This window comes from Variovorax sp. P1_H12_2, from assembly GCF_056405335.1.
The window spans coordinates 1-18,350 of the sequence record NZ_JBFUCI010000083.1 but is presented as its reverse complement, the minus strand read 5'-3'; the positions used below and the strand labels follow the sequence as shown (position 1 = coordinate 18,350).

Genomic DNA, 18,350 nt, shown 5'->3' with positions numbered 1-18,350 from the left:
CCGGCCATCCGCCGGCGCCGGCCGATGCGGCTGGCGCCGCCGATCACCGAAGCCGATGCGCTGGCCGAGCTGAAGGCGATCGCCGCCAAGAACAAGGTGGCCAGGAACTTCATCGGCCAGGGCTACTACGGCACCCACACGCCCGGCGTGATCCTGCGCAACGTGCTCGAGAACCCGGCCTGGTACACCGCCTACACGCCCTACCAGGCCGAGATCTCGCAGGGCCGCATGGAGGCGCTGGTCAATTTCCAGACCATGGTCTGCGACCTCACGGGCATGGCGATCGCCAACGCCTCGATGCTCGACGAGGCCACTGCGGCGGCCGAGGCGATGACATTGGCCCGCCGCAGCGTGAAGAGCAAGAGCAACGTGTTCCTGGTGTCGGGCGACTGCCATCCGCAGACCATCGAGGTGATCCGCACGCGCGCCGCGCCGCTGGGCATCGAGGTCAAGGTCAGCACCGCCTCCGAGACGCTGCCGCACCTGATGGCCAGCGGCGGCTTCTTCGGCGCGCTCGCGCAATACCCCGCCACCACCGGCCAGGTGCACGACCTGCGCCCGCTGGCCGGCCACGCGCACCAGTGCGAGGCCGCCTTCTGCGTCGCGGCCGACCTGCTGGCATTGACGCTGCTGGCGCCGCCGGGCGAATGGGATGCGGACATCGTCTGCGGCACCACCCAGCGCTTCGGCATGCCGATGTGCAACGGCGGCCCGCATGCGGCCTACCTGGCCTGCCGCGATGAATTCAAGCGCTCGCTGCCCGGGCGGCTGGTGGGCGTCAGCGTCGACGCGCACGGCCAGCCGGCCTACCGGCTGGCGCTGCAGACGCGCGAGCAGCACATCCGGCGCGAGAAGGCGACCTCGAACATCTGCACCGCGCAGGYGCTGCCCGCCGTGGTGGCGAGCATGTACGCCGTCTACCATGGCCCTGAAGGCCTGCGCCGCATCGCGCAGCGCGTCGCCCTGCTGACCGCGGTGCTGGCGCAGGGCCTCGAACAACTGGGCCGCGAGCTGGTCAACGGCACCGCCTTCGACTCGCTCACGATCCGCACCGGCGACGACACGCAGGCGATCAACGAACGCGCACAAGCCGCCGGCATCAACCTGCGCCACCGTCTGCAGCACCACCTGGGCGTCTCGCTCGACGAGACCACCACGCGGGCCGACGTCGTGACGCTGTGGGGTCTGTTCGCGCCGGCCGGCACGCCGGCGCCCGACTTCGACGCCATCGCCGCCGCGGCGGCGCCGCGCCTGCCCGAGGACCTGCGCCGCACGAGCGCCTTCCTGACGCACCCGGTGTTCAACACCCACAAGAGCGAAACCGCGATGCTGCGCTACATCCGCAGCCTGAGCGACAAGGACCTCGCGCTCGACCGCAGCATGATCCCGCTGGGCAGCTGCACCATGAAGCTCAACGCGACCAGCGAGATGATCCCGATCACCTGGCCCGAGTTCGCCGACATCCACCCGTTCGCGCCGCCCGAGCAGATGCTGGGCTATGCGCAGCTCGACGCCCAGCTGCGCGCCTGGCTCTGCGAAGCGACCGGCTACGCGGGCATCAGCCTGCAGCCCAACGCCGGCTCGCAGGGCGAATACGCGGGCCTGCTCGCGATCAAGGCCTTCCATGAGGCCAAGGGCGAAGCGCATCGCGACGTCTGCCTGATTCCCTCGTCCGCGCATGGCACCAATCCGGCCAGCGCCCAGATGGTGGGCATGCAGGTGGTGGTGACGGCCTGCGACGCCGACGGCAATGTCGACATCGACGATCTGAAGCGCGCCTGCGAGAAGCACGGCGACAAGCTGGCCGCGGTGATGATCACCTACCCCAGCACCCACGGCGTGTTCGAGACCCGCGTCAAGGAACTCTGCGAGATCGTGCACGCGCACGGCGGCCGGGTCTACGTCGACGGCGCCAACATGAACGCGCTGGTCGGCGTGGCCGCCCCGGGCGAGTTCGGCGGCGACGTCAGCCACCTGAACCTGCACAAGACCTTCTGCATCCCGCACGGCGGCGGCGGCCCCGGCGTCGGGCCGGTGTGCGTGGTGGAAGACCTGGTGCCCTACCTGCCGGGCCATGTCACCGGCGGGCTGGCGTCGAACGGCGCCGTCGGCGCGGTCTCCGCCGCGCCGCTGGGCAATGCGGCGGTGCTGCCGATCAGCTGGATGTACTGCCGCATGATGGGCGCCAAGGGCCTGCAGGCGGCGACCGAGACCGCGATCCTCAGCGCCAACTACATCAGCGCGCGGCTCAAGGACCACTACCCGACGCTGTACGCGAGCCCGAACGGCCACGTGGCGCACGAGTGCATCCTCGACCTGCGCCCGCTCAAGGAGGCCAGCGGCGTGAGCGCAGAGGACGTCGCCAAGCGACTCATCGACTACGGCTTCCATGCGCCGACGCTGAGCTTTCCGGTGCCCGGCACGCTGATGGTGGAGCCGACCGAGAGCGAGCCGCTGGCCGAGCTCGACCGCTTCATCGACGCCATGATCGCGATCCGGGGCGAGATCCGCCGCGTCGAGGAAGGCATCTGGCCCAAGGACGACAACCCGCTGCGCAACGCCCCCCACACCGCCGCCAGCCTGCTCGGCAGCGAATGGACGCGGCCCTACTCGCGGGAGCTCGGCGCCTTCCCGCTGGACAGCCTCCGACAGGCCAAGTACTGGCCGCCGATCGGCCGGGTCGACAACGTCTACGGCGACCGCAACCTGTTCTGCAGCTGCGTGCCGCTGGACGCGTACGCCAAGGCCTGAGGATTTAGAAACATTTTTTTACAATTGAAAGCCCCTCCGGCTGTCGATTTCGCGTTCGCTGCTTCGACGTCCAATCAGAGCCCCGGAACTGCCCGGTCGATCCCGACCGGCGCCGGCCTCGAATCCGAAGGAGCAACGACATGCGATACATGGTGATCGTCAAGGCCAGCAAGGACTCGGAAGCCGGCGTGATGCCGAGCGAACAGCTGCTGACCGACATGGGCAACTACAACGAGGCGCTGGTCAAGGCCGGCGTGCTGCTCGCGATGGAAGGCCTCCATCCCAGCGCCAAGGGCGCCCGCATGCGCTTCTCCGGCAAGGACCGGACCGTGGTCGACGGCCCCTTCAGCGAGACCAAGGAGCTGATCGCCGGCTTCTGGCTGTGGCAGGTGCGCTCGAAGGAGGAAGCGCTCGAATGGCTGCGCCGCGCGCCCTTCGACGATGGCACCGAGCTCGAGCTGCGCCAGGTGTTCGAGCTGGACGACTTCGGCGCCGAGCTCACGCCGGAGCTGCGCGCGCAGGAACAGCGGGTGCTCGCCGAAGTCGCCGCCAAGCGCGCCTGAACGGACGCCCGAAGGAGACACGACCATGAAATTCATGATCATTCGCAAGGCCGACCCCGAGACCGAGGCCGGCGCGATGCCGACCCAGCAGCTGGTCGCCGACATGATGAAGTACAACGAGCAGATGATCGCCGCAGGCGTGATGCTCGACGGCATGGGCCTGAAGCCCAGCGCCACGGGCGCCCGCATCCAGTTCAAGGGCGGCAGGCCGACCGTGATCGACGGCCCGTTCGCCGAGACCAAGGAACTGGTCGCAGGCTTCACCTTGATCCAGGTGAAGTCGAGGGAGGAAGCGCTCGAATGGGTCAAGCGCTGGCCGCCGATCGACGGCCACGGCAACGTCGCGCTGGAGCTGCGCCAGGTCTACGAGGCGGAAGATTTCGGCGCCGAGTTCACGCCCGAGATCCGCAAGCAGGAAGAGAACCTGCGCGAGCGCGCCGTGGCCCGGCAAGCGGCCGGCAAGGCCTGAGGAGCACTCGCATGCAAGCCATCCTTCCGACCGCGCCCGCCTCGGGCGCCGCCCTCTGGACCGGCCGCATCCTCAGCGGCCTGGTCGTCGCGTTCCTGCTGTTCGACGGCGCCATCAAGGTGGTCGAGATGGACGTGGTCAAGCAGTCACTGGCCGAACTCGGCTATCCGACGGACATCGCCTTCGGCCTCGGCGTGCTGACGCTCGCGATCGGCGTGCTCTACGCCATCCCGCGCAGCTCGGTGCTCGGCGCCATCCTGCTGACGGGCCTGCTCGGCGGCGCCATGGCGACCCACCTGCGCGTGGGCAGCCCGGTCTTCAGCCATCTGCTGTTCGGGCTCTACATCGGACTCATGGCCTGGGGCGGCCTCTTCCTGCGCGACGAGCGGCTGCGCGCCATGCTCCCGCTGCGGCGCTGAGCGCACAACGCTATCCTTGCGGGATGAGATTCGTGATCCTCCGCAAGGCCGACCGGCGCACCGAGACCGGCCTCGACGCCGACGAGACGCTGCCGGTGGCCCCCGCGCTCCCCCATGCCGCGCTGCAGGCCAGCTCGCACGGCGTCCGCCTGCACTTCTCGGCGGACGGCCCGCAGCGGGTGCCGGGGCCGTTCGAGCACACCGAAGACCTGGTGGCGGGCTTCGGCTTCTTCGAGGCCGACTCGCTGCAGGCGGCCACCGAACAGCTCGCCCGCTGGGTGCCGGGCCCCGAGGCCGCTCCCGTGCTCGAGATTCGCGAGTCGGGCTGCCCCGGCGGCCTGCCGGGGATCCACTCGTCGGCCGCGCAGCAGGATCCGGATCCGCGTTTCATGGTGATGCTGCTGTCCGACGCGCAGCTGGAGGCCGACGCGCCCACCGCCCCCGAACGGCTCGACGCGATGGCCCGGCGCAATGACCAGAGCGTCGCAGCCGGCGTGCTGCTGGCGGGCGAAGGCCTGAAGTCGACCGCCAAGGGCGCCCGCCTGAAGTTCGGCGGCGGCAAGCCGCGCGTGGTCGACGGTCCCTTCGCCGAAGCGAAGGAGCTGATCGCGGGCTTCTGGCTGATCCGTGCCCGGTCGATGGATGAAGCGATCGAATGGGCGAGTCGCTACCCCTACGCGCCGGTGCATCCCGTGGTCGAGATCCGCCCCGTGCGCGAGATGTCGCGATAGGCGCTCCCGGATGAACGTCGCCGAGACGCATCGCGCGATCAACGCRGTCTGGCGCATCGAGTCGGCCCGGATCATCGGCGCGCTCGCCAGGATGGTGCGCGACGTCGGCGTGGCCGAGGAGCTGGCGCAGGACGCGCTGGTCGCGGCCCTCGAACATTGGCCGCGCGAGGGCATCCCGGACAATCCGGGCGCCTGGCTCACCGCCGCGGCCAAGCGCCGCGCGATCGACCTGCTGCGCAAGCGCACGCTGCATGCGAACAAGGAAGGGGAAATCGGCCGCGAACTCGACGCGCAACATGCGATCGCCGCCGCCGACTTCGCCGAGGCGGTGGACGCCGCGCTCGACGACGAGGTGGGCGACGACCTGCTGCGCCTGGTATTCACGGCCTGCCATCCGGTGCTTTCGCCCGAGGCGCGGGTCGCCCTGACCCTGCGCCTGCTGGGCGGCCTGACCACCGACGAGATCGCGCGCTCCTTCCTGGTGCCGGAAGCGACGATCGCGCAGCGCATCGTGCGCGCCAAGCGAACGCTGGCCGCCGCGCGAGTGCCCTTCGAGGCGCCGCGCGCGCACGAACTGGCCGCGCGCCTTGCGTCGGTGCTCGAGGTCATCTACCTGGTGTTCAACGAGGGCTATTCGGCCACTGCCGGCGAGGACTGGATGCGTCCGGCGCTGTGCGAGGAAGCGCTGCGGCTCGGGCGCATCCTGGCCGAGCTCGTCGCCGAGGAGCCCGAAGTTCATGGCCTGGTCGCGCTGATGGAGATCCAGGCCTCGCGCGCGGCCGCGCGCATCGACGCCGACGGAGAACCGGTGCTGCTGCTCGAGCAGAACCGCGCGCGCTGGGACCAGATGCTGATCCGGCGCGGCCTCGCCGCCCTGGCGCGTGCCGAGAAGCTCGGCGGCACCCTGGGGCCCTATGCCCTGCAGGCCGCCATCGCCGCCTGCCACGCACGCGCGCGCCACGCGGCGCAAACCGACTGGACGCGCATCGCCGCGCTTTACGAGGCACTGGCCCAGCTCGCGCCCTCGCCGATCGTCGAGCTGAACCGGGCCGTGGCGCTGTCGATGGCCTTCGGCCCGGCGGTGGGCCTTGAAGTCGTCGACGCACTGCGCTCGGAGCCGCAGTTGCAGGGCTACCACCTGCTGCCGAGCGTGCGCGGCGACCTGCTCGCCAAGATGKGCCGAAAGGCCGAGGCCCGCGAGGAGTTCAAGCGGGCGGCGGAACTCACGCGCAACGCACGCGAGCGCAAGCTGCTGCTGATGCGCGCGCTGGCCTGTTCCGGCGGCCCCGCGAGCGCCGGTTGACCGGCCCTCGCGCTATTTCTTCGCCACCGCGCCGGTCGCGAGCTGGGCGCGCAGCTCCTTCAGCCTGGCCTTCAACCGACGCTCGTTGACCGGGCCCATGCGCACCAGCATCTTCTGGCCGGCCGAGAGCGCTTCCAGCTGGGGGTCGGCGAACTCGTAGCTGATCCAGGGATGTTGCGGCGCCATCTCGCCTTTCACTTCGGTGAGCTTCACCTGCACCGGCCCGGCGGGTTCGGGCGCCTGCAGCAGATGGTCGATCACGGCCACCAGGCGGTCGTTGAAATACTTGCCCGGATAGCCCAGCTCTTCGTAGGCCTGCTGGAACAGCGGATAGAGCCTGGCATAGAGCGCCACCGCCCGGGCCGTGTCCACCGACTCGACGAACAGCACGAACGGCGTGTAGCGGCTGGCGTTGTCCGCGCCGATGGTCTTCAGCTCGCCCGCGCCCTGCACCTCGAAGGACTTGGGCGCCCGTTGTGCCGGCCACATGCGCGCAGGCGCCTGCGCCCGCGGCAGGTTGTCCACGGTGGCGACGAAGCGACGCACGAAGCCACCGGCCTCGAGGAAGGTGCCGACCGACTTCTTCCCGAGCAGTTCGTTGAGCGCCGCGGTGACGCGGCCATCGGCGTCGTTCAGCGCGGGCAGCGCGGCCTCGGGCTCGGCCAGTGCATCGACCGGATTCTGCGGGCCGACCGCCACCGGAGGGGGCGTGTCGGCCGGTGCGGCCGAGGGCGGCGGCGCGCTGACGACGGGCGGTGCCGGTGGCGCTTCCTTCTGCAGCGACCAGCGCCACCAGCCGAAGGCGGCCGCGAGGATCACGGCAACGACAATCACCAGGGTCCACACCGAAGACTCGCGTGCTGGCCTGAATTCTGCTGGGTCCCGTTCGGGCATGGTGGAATCCTCTTTTCTCAAATGCGGGCAATGCGTGCGGTCCATTGGAAACCACGCGGGCGCTTCCTGCCGTAACGCTCTGTGAGCGTCAAGGAATCCGAATGAACATCGACTTTTCCACCCTGACCGAGTACCAGCGGTACAAGCTCATGGCGAGCCTGATCGTGCCACGGCCGATCGCGCTGGTGACCACGCTCGGCGAAGACGGCATCGTCAATGCCGCGCCCTTCAGCATGTTCAACATGCTCGGCGAAGAACCGCCGATCGTGATGATCAGCGTCAACCGGCTGCAGGACGGCGTGCTCAAGGACACCGCGGCCAACATCGTGCGCAGCGGCGAATTCGTGATCCACCTGGCGGACGAGGACATCGCCGAGCAGATGCATCGCTGCGGCGAGCGCCATCCGCCGCACGTGAGCGAGCTCGAGGTGGTCGGCTTCACCGCGCTGCCCAGCGAAGCGGTCAAGCCACCGCGAATCGCCGAGGCGCCGGTGGCTTTCGAATGCACGCTCTGGGAGACGCTCGAAACCGAAAGCCGGCAGATCTTCATCGGCCAAGTGCGCTGGATGCACGCGCGCGACGAACTGATCGACACCGAGACCTGGCGCGTGCGCCTGCAGCACTACTTCCCGGTCGGCCGCTTCGGCGCGAGCTTCTATGTGAAGACGCGCGAGCGCTATGCGCTCGCGGCGCAGAACGGAGCGCGAAGCACGCCGATCGACGAGATGTAGCGTGGGGGCTCAAGCCGGCGCCGGGCCGCCCCAAGGCGGCTTGCGGCCCCCTCGGGGGGCAGCGACCACACGCAGTGAGGGAGCGTGGGGGCTCAGTCCAGCCGGACGACGTGCGCGCTGCGCGGATCGACACGGCCATCATGCAGATCGGCGACCACCTGCTGCGCGGCTTCGAAGCCCCGGCTTTCCGCCAGCGTCATCCAGCGACTGTCCGGACGGCTGAGTTCGGCGATGAAGCGGCCCTGGGCGTCGTTGAAGCGCCGGTTCACCTCCTGCGGACCCCAGTCTGCGTTGCGCTTGCGGATCTGCACCGGCGCGAAATACAGCAAGGGCTTGGGACCCGGCAGCGGGGTTTCGGCGAGGAAGGCGGTCTTCTGCGCCGAGCCGGCGTAGCAGTCGTAGACCAGCGCCGCGCCGAAATGATGGTGGAGGGTGGCGCGCAGATCGTCATCGCCCGAGAAGTCGACGTAGAGCGTTGGCACACTGGCGGGCAGCAAGGTGGCGCTCGTGTAGGGCAGAACCTGGTCGTAGCAACGCAGGTTCTCGACGAAGCCGCGGTTGCGCTCCGAGGTCAGGGCGATCAGGCTCAGCCCCTCGCGCTGTCCGAGGCAGAAGGCGGTGCCGTAGGCCGTCTTGCTCGACGCACTGGAGACGACCACCTGCGTGGCGCCGAAGAAGGCGTTGTCCTCCAGGAAATCCGCCAGCATGAAGGAGGTGATGAAGAGCGGACGCACCAGCATCTGGTAGTTCTCGAGCGCCTGGACATAGCCGGCGTCGCGGCTGCAGCGCATGTACTGGTTGTAGGCCGAGACCAGTTCGCTGCGGTGCGGCGCGCCGTCGTAGAAGCCGCGCTCGGTCACGCGCACCGGTGTCATGCGCAAGTGGCTGGCGATCGGGAAGTAGCCGTAGAAGCGTTCTCCGACCTCGACGCCGTCGACCGTGGATGCGAACACATCGGCGAAGCCCCAGGCCGGCATGTGGCCCCAGTCCGGGTCGCCGGTCGGGAAGAACGACCAGTACTTCATCATCGCGTCGCCGAAGGCCGCGTAGGTGATGTTGTTGGTGGTCAGCGCAAAGCGGTCGATGCGCAGCAGCACCTCGCCGGCGGCCAGCACGCCGGGGTCCTGCGCGCTGCGAAGGCGCGTGGTGCCCAGCGCGTCCTTGCGGGTCTCGAGACGGGTTAAAGTGAAAGCGACGCTCATGTCTTGTCCCAGGTGATTCGGGGGTCGACCCCCTTGCCAAAAAATGTACCGCCGCACATCCACCAGCGGGTTCGGAAAACAGGAGGAGGCCGCCGCGCCCCGCTCCAAGCCGCTGAAACGCCCGACGCAAGCCCGGGGCAAGTTCACCGTGCAGGCCATCTACGACGCGTTTGTTCGGATATGGAATGCCGAGGGCTGGGACGGCGTGACGACCCGCGCCGTGGCCCTCGAAACCGGCATTGCGGTCGGCACGCTGTACGACTACTTTCCGGACAAGGAGGCGCTGCTCTCGGGCTACGTGCGCCATTGCATCGAGGCCTTGCTGCGGCGGCTCGACACCGACGTCATCGCACCGCCGGCCACGGAACTGCCGGCGCGGGAGCGCGTGAAGCAGCTGGTCCGGATCACGTGCGACACCCGGCTCGAAGGGCTGCCGGCCTTCGACCGCGGCATGCTGCAGCTGGAGCACCGCGTGGCCGAGCCCAAGCACCATCAACGTGTGTATGACGAACTGGCGATCCGGTGGCGCGAGGCCTTCGCGGCCTGCACCGACCTGCCGCGGCCACCGCCGCCGTCGACCATCCAGGCCTTGCTGACCGCGGCCTGGGGCGGACGACGCTATCGCCTTCTGCTGCGGCCCGATCCACCGGACGACGCCGGCTGGGTCGCCGAGATGGAGGCGATCGTGCTGCACCGCATCGCACTGGCGCAGCCCAAGCAGGGTTGACGTCTTCGTCGACGCCTTGCCCATGCATCGCCCATGCATCGCCCAAGCAAAAGGCCACCCGGAGGGTGGCCTTTTTGTCTGCGTGCTTCGCGTTGAGCACCAGATTCGATATCTGGAGCGGGAGAAGAGTCTCGAACTCTCGACCTCAACCTTGGCAAGGTTGCGCTCTACCAACTGAGCTACTCCCGCGAAGCCTCTGATTATAGTGCATTTTTTTCGACTTCTTCGCCGGCCGGCAAATGAATGAGGCCGGTGCGCAAATCGAACTCGAACACCTCGCCATAGCGCCCCCATTCGATCGCGGTCCGCAGCACGCGCTCGGCGGTCGGCCGGTCCAGGCTTTCCTCGAGCAGATCGAGGAAGGGTTCCTGCGGCAACTCGCCCGCCGGTGCCTGCTCCAGGCTGTGGCGGATGTGCGCCGCGAGCGGTACGTGCGCCAGCAGCTGCTGGCCCAGCAGTTGCTGGCGCAGCGTGTGCGCGCCAGCCACATAGCGGCGGCCCAGTTCCGTGAGATGCAGGTCGGCATCCGCCAGCTGCGCGAAGCCCAGCATCGACAGGGCCTGCGCCAGCGGCAGCAGGTCGTGGTCGGTGAGCTCGGCCTCCTCCGCGAGCTGCGGCAGATCGGCTCGCCCTTCGCGGCCGTCATCCACCAGCATCTCGAGCAAGGCCTCCATGCGGCCGATGTCGGCATCGGGCAGGCGATCGCCCAGGTGCATGCGCACCGGCTCCTCGGGCGGGCGGCCGGCCACCGGCGCGCCGGCGGTCATCAGCGCGTAGGCCTCGTCGATCAGCGCCCTCACCTCCAGGCTGTCGGCGTCGCGCGGCCGCGCGAGCCGGATCGGCAGTTCCGCGCGCACGCGGCCCGGGTCGGCCGCGAAGATCAGCACGCGGTCGGCCATCAGTACCGCTTCCTCGATGTTGTGCGAGACGACCAGCATCGCCTTGGTCGGCATCGCGCCGCCGCCCCAGAGCCGCAGGATGTCGTCGCGCAATCGCTCGCCGGTCAGCACGTCCAGCGCCGAGAACGCCTCGTCCATCAGCAGCACCTCGGGCTCCACCACCAGCGCGCGCGCGATGCCCACGCGCTGCCGCATGCCGCCCGACAGCTCGCGCGGCAAGGCACCCTCGAAACCGGCGAGGCCGATCAGCTCGATCGCAGCATTCGCGCGCCGGGCCCGCTCCGCCGGCGCCACGCCGCGCGCCTCCAGCCCCAGCTCGACGTTCTGCTGCACCGTGAGCCAGGGAAAGAGCGCGAAGGACTGGAACACCATCGCGATGCCGCGCGCCGGCCCGTAGAGCGGCTGGCCGCGGTAGCGCACGCTGCCGGTGTCGACGCCGATCAGGCCCGCAAGGATGCGCAGCAGCGTCGACTTGCCCGAGCCCGACTGGCCCAGCAGCGCCACGATCTCGCCTTCGGCCAGGCGGAAGTCGACGCCTTCGAGCACCGAACGCGCGGCGCCGTCGGCCGAGCGAAACGACTTGCCCACACCCTTCAATTCAACGATGGCTTCGGCCATGGACCCTCCTCGCGCGTTCATCTTCAAAAGTGCATCCTGTTCTCGGCCAGCTCGTAGAGGCGACGCCACACGAAGTGGTTCATGCCCATGACGAACACGCACATCACGCCGATGCCCAGCGCGATGCGCGGAAAATCGCCGATGGCCGTCATGTGGGCGATGTAGCTGCCCAGGCCCGCGGCCTGCAGCGTGGTGTCGCCCCAGGTCACGTACTCGGCCACGATGCTCGCGTTCCAGGAGCCGCCGCTGGCCGTGATGGCCCCCGTGACGAAGCTCGGGAACACGGCCGGCAGCAGGTAGCGCCGCCAGCGCAGCCACCCGCCGAGCCCGAGGTTGCTCGCTGCGTAGCGCAGTTCGGTCGGCACGGTCGACGCGCCGGCGATCACGTTGAACAGCAGGTACCACTGCGTGCCCAGCACCATCAGCGGCGCCAGCCAGATGTTCGGGTTGAGCTGCCAGCGCACGATGAACAGCACCGCCACCGGGAACATCAGGTTGGCCGGGAACGCCGCCATGAACTGCGCCACGCCCTGCAGCCGCCCGGCCCAGCGCGGGTTCATGCCGATCCAGATGCCGATCGGCACCCAGACCAGCGCGGCCAGCGCGATCAGCACGACCACGCGGATCATGGTGTAGAAGCCCAGCACGAACACGTGTCGGACCTCGGACCAGCCGACCTCGGTGTGGATGAAGCGCACCAGCCACACCACGGCGAGCAGCACCGCGGCGGCGAGCGCGGCGTCCCACGCGCGCGCCATGGCCGGGTTCGGCGTGCGTGGCCGGGCCTTGATCGAGGTGCCGTCATGGTCGCGCCGGAACAGCACCAGCGAGCGCTCGAGCAGCCGCGCCGCGCCGATCATGGCCCGCTTGATGCGCTCTGTGCGGCGCAGCCAGGTGAGCAGCCAGGAGCGCGGCGCATCCTCGCTGCTGCCCTCCTCGAAACGGAACTTGTCGGCCCAGGCGATCAAGGGCCGGAAGAACAACTGGTCGTAGAGCGTGATCCCGATCAGCATGCCGCCGATCGCCCAGCCGATGGCGCCGAGGTCGCGCGCCTGGATCGCCATCGCGATGTAGGAGCCCACACCGGGCAGCATGATGCTCTGGTTGGAGACCGAGATCGCCTCGGAGGCGACCACGAAGAACCAGCCGCCGGACATCGACATCATCATGTTCCACAGCAACCCGGGCATCGCGAACGGCAGCTCGAGCCGCCAGAAGCGATGCCAGGCCGAGAGCTGGAACACCGATGCCGCCTCGCGCAGTTCCGAAGGCACGGTACGCAGCGACTGGTAGAGGCTGAACGCCATGTTCCAGGCCTGCGAGGTGAAGATGGCGAAGATCGCGGCGCACTCGACGCCGAGCAGGTTGCCCGGGAACAGCGCGATGAAGCCGGTCACCGTGATCGACAGGAAGCCCAGGATCGGGATCGACTGCAGGATGTCGAGCATCGGCACCAGTATCTTCTCGGCGGCGCGGTAGCGCGTCGCCAGCACCGCGAAGACGCAGCTGAACACCAGCGACGCCGCGAGTGCCAGGAACATGCGCAGCGTGGTGCGCAGCAGGTAGTACGGCAGCATCCACGGATCGAGGCTGATCGGCAGCGGCTGGCCGAGCTCATAGGGCCGCGCCATCTGGGCGCCGCCGAAGGCCAGCGCGAACAGCGCCGCCAGCACCAGCGGCAGCAGCGCCCAGTCCCAGCGGTTGCCGCCGGACACGACGGCCTGGCGCGGAAAGAAGCGTTTGTCGAGCATGGGCGGAAGCGTTGGGTTCGATGCACGGACCCGGTCCGCAGCGCGGGCGCCATTGTGCCTTCCGAACCGGACGCAGGCCTGACTCATTCGCCCCCACGCTCCGTCACTTCGTGTACTCGCTGCCCCCCGAGGGGGCCGCAGCCCGCCTTGGGGCGGCCCGGCGCCGGGCTGTGTGCTACAGCGGGAAGGCGTCGAGCCCGCGCTGCCCCTCGGCCCCCTGCACCGGCGTGTGGGCCACGTTCATGATCCAGCAGACCATCGTGAAGTAGCCCACCAGGGCGCTGAGCTCGACCACCGTCGCCTTGCCGAAGCGCGCCTCGGCCGCCGCATAGGTCGGCTCGCTGACGCCGTCGTGTTGCAGCAGTTCGAGGGCGAAGTCGAGCGCGAGCTGCTCGTCCGGCGCCAGCGGCTGGGCCCGGCGTCCGAGCCGCAAGGCTTCGATCGCCTCGGCGTTGACCCCGGCCTTGACCGCCGCCGTCGCATGCAGGACCCATTCGAACTGGTTGCCGACGTGGCGCGCGACCGCGCAAGTCACCAGCTCGCGCACGCGGGCGTCCAGCGCACTGTCGAAGCGCAGGTACTCGCCGAGGCTGCCGATGCGTTCCATCAGCACCGGGCTCTGCAGCAGCGGAACGAAGGGGCCGAAGACGGCCTTGCGAGGCCCGTCGATCAGGGCCTGGGCGGCGGCGCGCTGCGCGTGCGTCATCGCGCCGGCGGCGGGCATCGGGAGGCGTTCGGTCCAGGGATRGGTATGGCCTTGCTGGAACATGGGGGGGTCTCTTTCAGTTAGTTCAGGTCGGTTTTTAACAGCCACGCCGCGCTGGCCAGCAAGGCCACCGCGCCGACGGCCAGCGCGACGAACAAGCCGCCGAAGCCCTGCGACTTCGCGCTCAGGGTCGAGGACAGCATCGGCCCGGCCATCTGGCCGATCGCGAAGGCGGCCGTCATGCGGCCGAGCGCGCGCGTCGGGTCGCCGACGGTGCGCGCCCTGGCCTCCTGCATGCCGGCCATGGTGGCGACCATGAAGGTGCCGCCCACCAGCAGCGCGGCCGCCAGCACGGTGATCGCCGACAGATGCAGCAGCGGCAGCAGGCAACCGGCGGCCATGAGCACATGGCTGCCGGCCAGCACCCGCCGCCGAGACACGCGGCCCAGCACCACGCTCGCGAAGAAGGTGGACGCGGCGGCGGCAGCGCCGAACACCGGCCAGGCGGCACCGAACACCAAAGGGTCGTCGACCACGGCGCGCGCGAGGACCGGCAGGAAGGTGGCCGGCAGGATGTAGCCGAAGCCGAGGGCGCCGTAGCAGATCACGAGGCCCCATGGGGTGTCTGCGGTGCCCGACGACGCGGCTTTCGATCCCGGTGCCGCGGCGGCGCCGGCCGCCGCCTCGCGCGGCATCAGCAGCGCGACGACGAACAGGCCCGCCAATGCGATCGCACCGAGCTGCAGCCAGAGCGCATCGGCCGCGGCGCCGACGGCACCGGCGCGCCAGCAATGAAGGCCGGCGAGCGCGATGCCCACGCCGACGCCCGCATAGAGCAGCCCCGCCCCGGACGGCCGCTCGAAGCGCGCGAGCCAGGCCAGGCACCAGACGCTGGTGCTCACCAGCGCCCAGGCGCTCGCCGCGCCGGCGACGAAGCGCAGCACCAGCCAGGCCGGCAACGACGCCGTCAGGCCCATGGCGGCCGTCGACAGGACGATCGCCGAGAGCGCCACGAGCCCGATGCGCTGCGGCGTCAACGGGATGCGCACGGTCGTCAGTGCGCCGAGCAGGTAGCCCGCATAGTTGGCCGCGGCGAGCCAGCCGCCATCCGCCACATCGACGCTGCCGGCGCGAATCATCAGGGGCAGCATCGGCGTGAAGGCGAAGCGTCCGATGCCCATCGCAACAGCCAGTGCGAGCAGACCCGCGATGCAGGTGGCGACAAAGGAAGGCCGGGCCAAGGCGATGGAAGGGTTCGACATGGATGTCGATTGGACGCAGAATCCACTCACGGCACAAATGAATTATTCAGAACATTCATTCTTCAAATGAGAACCATCGATCTCGACTCCCTGGAGATCTTCCGCACCGTCGTCGCCGAGGGCGGCGTAATTCGCGCGGCCGACAAGCTCCATCGCGTGCAGTCGAATGTCACGACGCGCATCCAGCAGCTCGAAGGCCGGCTGGGCCAGAAGCTGTTCCATCGCCAGGGCCGCACGCTCGCGCTGGCGCCCGCCGGCGCCAAGCTGCTGCCCTACGCCGAGCGCCTGCTGCGCCTGGCCGATGAAGCCGAGAGCGAACTGCGCAGCGCAATGCCGATCGGCACCTTCAGGCTCGGCTCGCTCGAAAGCACGGCGGGCAGCCGGCTCGCGCCGCTGCTGTCGCGCTTCCACAAGCTCTATCCCGGCGTCGTGGTCGAGCTGGTCACGGGGACCACGGGCGCACTGCTGAAGCGGGTGAACGCCTTCGAGGTCGAGGCCGCGTTCGTGTCCCAGCCCTTCTCGGCCCCGGGGCTCGAAACGATGGCGGTCTTCGAGGAGGAACTGGTGCTGGTCACGGCGCGCAGCGTGGCTTCGGTCACCGGGCCCGGCGACCTGGCCAACGCCACGCTGATCGCGTTCGCGCAGGGCTGCTCCTATCGGCGGCTGCTCGAGCAATGGCTCGGCAAGGGCGGCGCGGCGCCCTCGCGTTCGCTCGAATTCTCTTCCTACCAGGCAATGATCGCCTGCGTGGCGGCGGGCACGGGCTTCGCCATCGTTCCGGTGTCGGTGCTCAAGGCGCTGCGCGCGACTGCCGATGTTCGCCAGCATGCGCTGCCGGAGCGCATCCGCATCAATCGCACGCATCTCGTGTGGCACGGCACGCCGTCGGTGGCGCTGGCGCGGTTGATCGAGATGCTGGGCAAGGCCTGACGGACGGTCGATCTCAACCCGCGAAAGCCCCCGCATCGTAGGCGGCGCAGAACACCTTCCAGTCGCCGTCGACCTCGGCCGCGCAATGGCGCGCGACCTCCATGAGCTGGCGGCGCCATTTGCGGCCCTGTGCGAAATCGATCAGCTCGTCGGCGTCAGCCGAACCGCCGCGCCCGCTGCTGCGCAACTGCGCCCATGCCAGGCACTGCGCCATCACGGTCACAAGGTGTTCCAGCCGCAACTGCGGATGCCGGATGCCTGTGGCGGCGAGCGCCACCCGGTCTTCGCTGGGCTGCAGGGCGCGCAGCACATAGGGGATCCCGCCCATGTGCACGGGATGCAGAAAGGCCATTGCGATCGCCTGCATCCGCTGCTGCACCGTCACCACGCGCTGCGCGTCGTCGGTCCAGGCCGGCTGCGGCAGGGGCACGCGCGGCAACGGCGATGCGGGCAGGGCCTGCTTCAGGTCGAGCAGGTAGTTGCCGTCGGGCGAGCCTTTGCCGTGCACCAGAACGATGTAGCGATCCACGCCCAGGCTGCCGTTGCCGGCGATCCGGCGCGCCACGTCCAGCACCTCGAAGAAGCGCGGCACCGGTTGCCGCACGGCGAAGTCGGCAACGAAAGTCTTCACCGTTGCATGCTGCTGCGGCGTGGCGGCCAGGGCCTTGCGTCCGTCGATGCGGATCCGGCGGCGACGGCCATGCAGCACGGTGCGGGTGTCGAGAAAGGTCGACCGGCTGCGCTGGCGCACCGCCTGCAGCAGGTCGCTGACCGGCGGCATGGCGGTCTCGCGCTCGACCCATCGCGGCTTGCCGTCGACCAGCGTGCGCGCATAGACGCCCAGGAACAAATCGCACAGGTGCGGCGGCACGGCCGGGTCGCGATGCAGCGAGTTGCCCGCGACCAGGATGCTGGCCAGRCCGCGCACCGGATCCCACGTGAGCGGCGCCAGCAGCGCCTCGTCGAAGTCGTTGACGTCGAAGTACACCTGCCGGTTGTCGCCCTTGTAGCTGCCGAAGTTCTCCAGGTGCAGGTCGCCGCAGGCCCAGGCCGCCGGCGCCTTGCGCATCACCGGCTCCAGCGGCAGACGGGCGTAGAAAAGGTGGCAGGTGGCGCGCAGAAACACGAAAGGATCGCTGCGCATGTTGCGGTACTTGAGCGCCAGACGTTCGGGCTCGCGGTCCGCATTGAAGTTGCGAATCTGCTTGACGATGTTCATGGCGCACCTCGGCTGCACCGAGGCCGGTGCACATCGGCAACATCCTAAGCGCACCGGTCGCGGGTCAGCGTCCGGTCAGGCCCTAGACCAGGCCGAGATCCTTCGCCGCCACGCCCCCGAACACCCGATCGAGCTGGGCCGGCGCGAGCCCGTACATGCGCGCGAACACGCCGCCGAACACCGCGCGGTATTCGTTGAGCACCGGGTAGTCGCGGTTCTGGAAAAGACGCGGTTGCGAGACCTCCACCTGCTCCCCGACGATCCGCCCGCCCGCCTGCGCGGCCAGTCCGCCGCCGAGCACCCAGTAGACGGTTCCGTGCCCATGGTCGGTGCCGCGGTTGCCGTTCTCACGGAAGGTGCGGCCGAACTCGCTGATGACCACCACCACGGTGTCGCGCCAGGCGTCATCGCCCATTTCGGTGGCGAAGCCCGCCAAGCCGCGGCCCAGTTCCTCGAGCCGGTTCGCGAGGTAGCCGGTGGCACCGCCCTGCCCCACGTGCGTGTCCCAGCCGCCGACGTCGACGAAGCCCAGATCGAAGCGCTCGCGCATCAGCCGCGCCATGCGGCGGGCCGTGAGTTCGAAGCCCTTGGCGGTCATCGCATTGCGGCTCGCGGCGTCCATCTCGGCCTGCACCGCACGCCGCACCTCGTCGCGCACTTCGAAGCCTTCTCTCACCGGCTGCGCGAGGGCGGTGTTGCGGTACATCGACTGGATCACCTGGCTCTGGCGCTCGTCGATGCCCTGCCGGGCGACGGCAGTCAGCGCCATGTTGGCGGCCTTGGCCTCGCCGCGCAGCGAGAGCGGCAATCGGTCGGTGAAGGCGATCGACGCCACATCGGTCAGCGGACCGGCGCCGAGCACGAGCGCCAGCCGATTGAGGAAGCCCGAGCGGTAGTCGCGGCGCTGGTCGAGCGCCTGGCCCAGTTCGATCGAATCCTGGGTCTCGAAGTGGCTGCGCGTGAGGTCGTCGATGCCCGCGAACGGGATGAAGGTGAGCTGCTTCCTTTGGACCATCGGCATCAGGCTCGCGGCCAGCGCCGGATGCAGGCCCCAGTGGGCGTCGAGGGCCAGCGCGCCGTGGGGTTCGCCAGGCCGCGCGATGGCGATGTTGGGGCGCGCGGCGTAGTAGAAGTCGCTCGCGGTCGGCACCAGCACATTGGCGCAGTCGTAGGCA

Annotated in this window: 17 protein-coding genes and 1 tRNA gene; 9 read left to right on the top strand and 9 right to left on the bottom strand. The window is 69.4% G+C overall.

What is annotated here, in order from left to right; all coding sequences use genetic code 11:
* The 6 genes from gcvP to AC1D2K_RS11155 form a co-directional block, all read left to right on the top strand.
* Nucleotides 1–2,751: aminomethyl-transferring glycine dehydrogenase (gene gcvP, locus AC1D2K_RS11180; RefSeq protein WP_478088881.1), on the top strand; the 2,751-nt coding region annotated here is incomplete at its 5' end.
* Between the two features lie 140 nt (nt 2,752–2,891).
* Nucleotides 2,892–3,314, top strand: coding sequence for a YciI family protein (locus tag AC1D2K_RS11175; protein WP_478088879.1), 423 nt, complete (start codon nt 2,892–2,894; stop codon nt 3,312–3,314).
* A gap of 25 nt (nt 3,315–3,339) precedes the next feature.
* Nucleotides 3,340–3,783 (top strand): YciI family protein, encoded by a 444-nt coding sequence (locus AC1D2K_RS11170; protein ID WP_478088878.1) that lies wholly within the window; start codon nt 3,340–3,342, stop codon nt 3,781–3,783.
* 11 nt (nt 3,784–3,794) lie between these two features.
* On the top strand, nt 3,795–4,202 hold the full coding sequence (locus tag AC1D2K_RS11165) for a DoxX family protein (RefSeq protein WP_478088877.1): 408 nt from the start codon (nt 3,795–3,797) through the stop codon (nt 4,200–4,202).
* 32 nt (nt 4,203–4,234) lie between these two features.
* Nucleotides 4,235–4,933 carry a YciI family protein gene (locus AC1D2K_RS11160; RefSeq protein WP_478088875.1) on the top strand — a complete coding sequence of 233 codons (699 nt, stop codon included), beginning with the start codon at nt 4,235–4,237 and terminating at the stop codon, nt 4,931–4,933.
* Between the two features lie 10 nt (nt 4,934–4,943).
* Entirely contained in the window at nt 4,944–6,236 is a 1,293-nt protein-coding gene (locus tag AC1D2K_RS11155; RefSeq protein WP_478088874.1) for an RNA polymerase sigma factor, read from the top strand.
* 12 nt (nt 6,237–6,248) lie between these two features.
* Here AC1D2K_RS11155 and AC1D2K_RS11150 read toward each other — a convergent pair whose 3' ends face one another.
* Nucleotides 6,249–7,130, bottom strand: coding sequence for a DUF3014 domain-containing protein (locus AC1D2K_RS11150; RefSeq protein ID WP_478088873.1), 882 nt, complete (start codon nt 7,128–7,130; stop codon nt 6,249–6,251).
* A gap of 101 nt (nt 7,131–7,231) precedes the next feature.
* On the opposite strand from AC1D2K_RS11150, the gene AC1D2K_RS11145 reads away from it, so the two are divergent.
* Nucleotides 7,232–7,861, top strand: a complete 630-nt coding sequence (locus AC1D2K_RS11145; RefSeq protein WP_478088872.1) for a flavin reductase family protein — start codon at nt 7,232–7,234, stop codon at nt 7,859–7,861.
* Between the two features lie 92 nt (nt 7,862–7,953).
* Here the strand turns inward: AC1D2K_RS11145 and AC1D2K_RS11140 are convergent, their stop codons facing one another.
* Nucleotides 7,954–9,063, bottom strand: coding sequence for a DUF2855 family protein (locus AC1D2K_RS11140; RefSeq protein ID WP_478088870.1), 1,110 nt, complete (start codon nt 9,061–9,063; stop codon nt 7,954–7,956).
* 43 nt (nt 9,064–9,106) lie between these two features.
* Between AC1D2K_RS11140 and AC1D2K_RS11135 the strand changes: the two genes are divergently transcribed.
* On the top strand, nt 9,107–9,790 hold the full coding sequence (locus AC1D2K_RS11135; protein ID WP_478088868.1) for a TetR/AcrR family transcriptional regulator: 684 nt from the start codon (nt 9,107–9,109) through the stop codon (nt 9,788–9,790).
* A gap of 113 nt (nt 9,791–9,903) precedes the next feature.
* Here the strand turns inward: AC1D2K_RS11135 and AC1D2K_RS11130 are convergent.
* From AC1D2K_RS11130 to AC1D2K_RS11110, 5 genes are all read right to left on the bottom strand, one after another.
* Nucleotides 9,904–9,979 (bottom strand) — tRNA-Gly (locus AC1D2K_RS11130).
* A gap of 11 nt (nt 9,980–9,990) precedes the next feature.
* Nucleotides 9,991–11,307, bottom strand: a complete 1,317-nt coding sequence (locus AC1D2K_RS11125; RefSeq protein ID WP_478088866.1) for an ABC transporter ATP-binding protein — start codon at nt 11,305–11,307, stop codon at nt 9,991–9,993.
* 23 nt (nt 11,308–11,330) lie between these two features.
* Nucleotides 11,331–13,058, bottom strand: a complete 1,728-nt coding sequence (locus AC1D2K_RS11120) for an ABC transporter permease (RefSeq protein ID WP_478088864.1) — start codon at nt 13,056–13,058, stop codon at nt 11,331–11,333.
* A gap of 175 nt (nt 13,059–13,233) precedes the next feature.
* The gene (locus AC1D2K_RS11115) at nt 13,234–13,827 is read right to left on the bottom strand and encodes a carboxymuconolactone decarboxylase family protein (RefSeq protein WP_478088862.1); all 594 of its coding nucleotides are present in this window, start codon (nt 13,825–13,827) and stop codon (nt 13,234–13,236) included.
* Between the two features lie 17 nt (nt 13,828–13,844).
* The gene (locus AC1D2K_RS11110) at nt 13,845–15,026 is read right to left on the bottom strand and encodes a YbfB/YjiJ family MFS transporter (protein ID WP_478088861.1); all 1,182 of its coding nucleotides are present in this window, start codon (nt 15,024–15,026) and stop codon (nt 13,845–13,847) included.
* A 66-nt stretch (nt 15,027–15,092) separates the two neighbouring features.
* Between AC1D2K_RS11110 and AC1D2K_RS11105 the strand changes: the two genes are divergently transcribed.
* Nucleotides 15,093–15,956 (top strand): LysR family transcriptional regulator, encoded by an 864-nt coding sequence (locus AC1D2K_RS11105; protein ID WP_478088859.1) that lies wholly within the window; start codon nt 15,093–15,095, stop codon nt 15,954–15,956.
* Between the two features lie 13 nt (nt 15,957–15,969).
* Here AC1D2K_RS11105 and AC1D2K_RS11100 read toward each other — a convergent pair whose 3' ends face one another.
* Together AC1D2K_RS11100 and AC1D2K_RS11095 are read right to left on the bottom strand one after the other, a co-directional pair.
* Entirely contained in the window at nt 15,970–17,175 is a 1,206-nt protein-coding gene (locus AC1D2K_RS11100; RefSeq protein WP_478088857.1) for a DUF2252 domain-containing protein, read from the bottom strand.
* Nucleotides 17,176–17,257: 82 nt separating this feature from the next.
* A partial coding sequence (locus tag AC1D2K_RS11095; protein ID WP_478088855.1) for a DUF1501 domain-containing protein occupies nt 17,258–18,350 on the bottom strand: 1,093 nt, incomplete at its 5' end.

What these genes read in the sequence shown, in the direction of transcription:
- AC1D2K_RS11125 (WP_478088866.1), bottom strand. Translation starts at nt 11,307, where the DNA reads ATGGCCGAAGCCATCGTTGAATTGAAGGGTGTGGGCAAGTCGTTTCGC.
- AC1D2K_RS11145 (WP_478088872.1), top strand. Translation starts at nt 7,232, where the DNA reads ATGAACATCGACTTTTCCACCCTGACCGAGTACCAGCGGTACAAGCTC.
- AC1D2K_RS11110 (WP_478088861.1), bottom strand. Translation starts at nt 15,026, where the DNA reads ATGTCGAACCCTTCCATCGCCTTGGCCCGGCCTTCCTTTGTCGCCACC.
- AC1D2K_RS11140 (WP_478088870.1), bottom strand. Translation starts at nt 9,063, where the DNA reads ATGAGCGTCGCTTTCACTTTAACCCGTCTCGAGACCCGCAAGGACGCG.
- AC1D2K_RS11165 (WP_478088877.1), top strand. Translation starts at nt 3,795, where the DNA reads ATGCAAGCCATCCTTCCGACCGCGCCCGCCTCGGGCGCCGCCCTCTGG.
- AC1D2K_RS11105 (WP_478088859.1), top strand. Translation starts at nt 15,093, where the DNA reads ATGAGAACCATCGATCTCGACTCCCTGGAGATCTTCCGCACCGTCGTC.
- AC1D2K_RS11120 (WP_478088864.1), bottom strand. Translation starts at nt 13,058, where the DNA reads ATGCTCGACAAACGCTTCTTTCCGCGCCAGGCCGTCGTGTCCGGCGGC.
- AC1D2K_RS11170 (WP_478088878.1), top strand. Translation starts at nt 3,340, where the DNA reads ATGAAATTCATGATCATTCGCAAGGCCGACCCCGAGACCGAGGCCGGC.
- AC1D2K_RS11135 (WP_478088868.1), top strand. Translation starts at nt 9,107, where the DNA reads ATGTACCGCCGCACATCCACCAGCGGGTTCGGAAAACAGGAGGAGGCC.
- AC1D2K_RS11150 (WP_478088873.1), bottom strand. Translation starts at nt 7,130, where the DNA reads ATGCCCGAACGGGACCCAGCAGAATTCAGGCCAGCACGCGAGTCTTCG.
- AC1D2K_RS11175 (WP_478088879.1), top strand. Translation starts at nt 2,892, where the DNA reads ATGCGATACATGGTGATCGTCAAGGCCAGCAAGGACTCGGAAGCCGGC.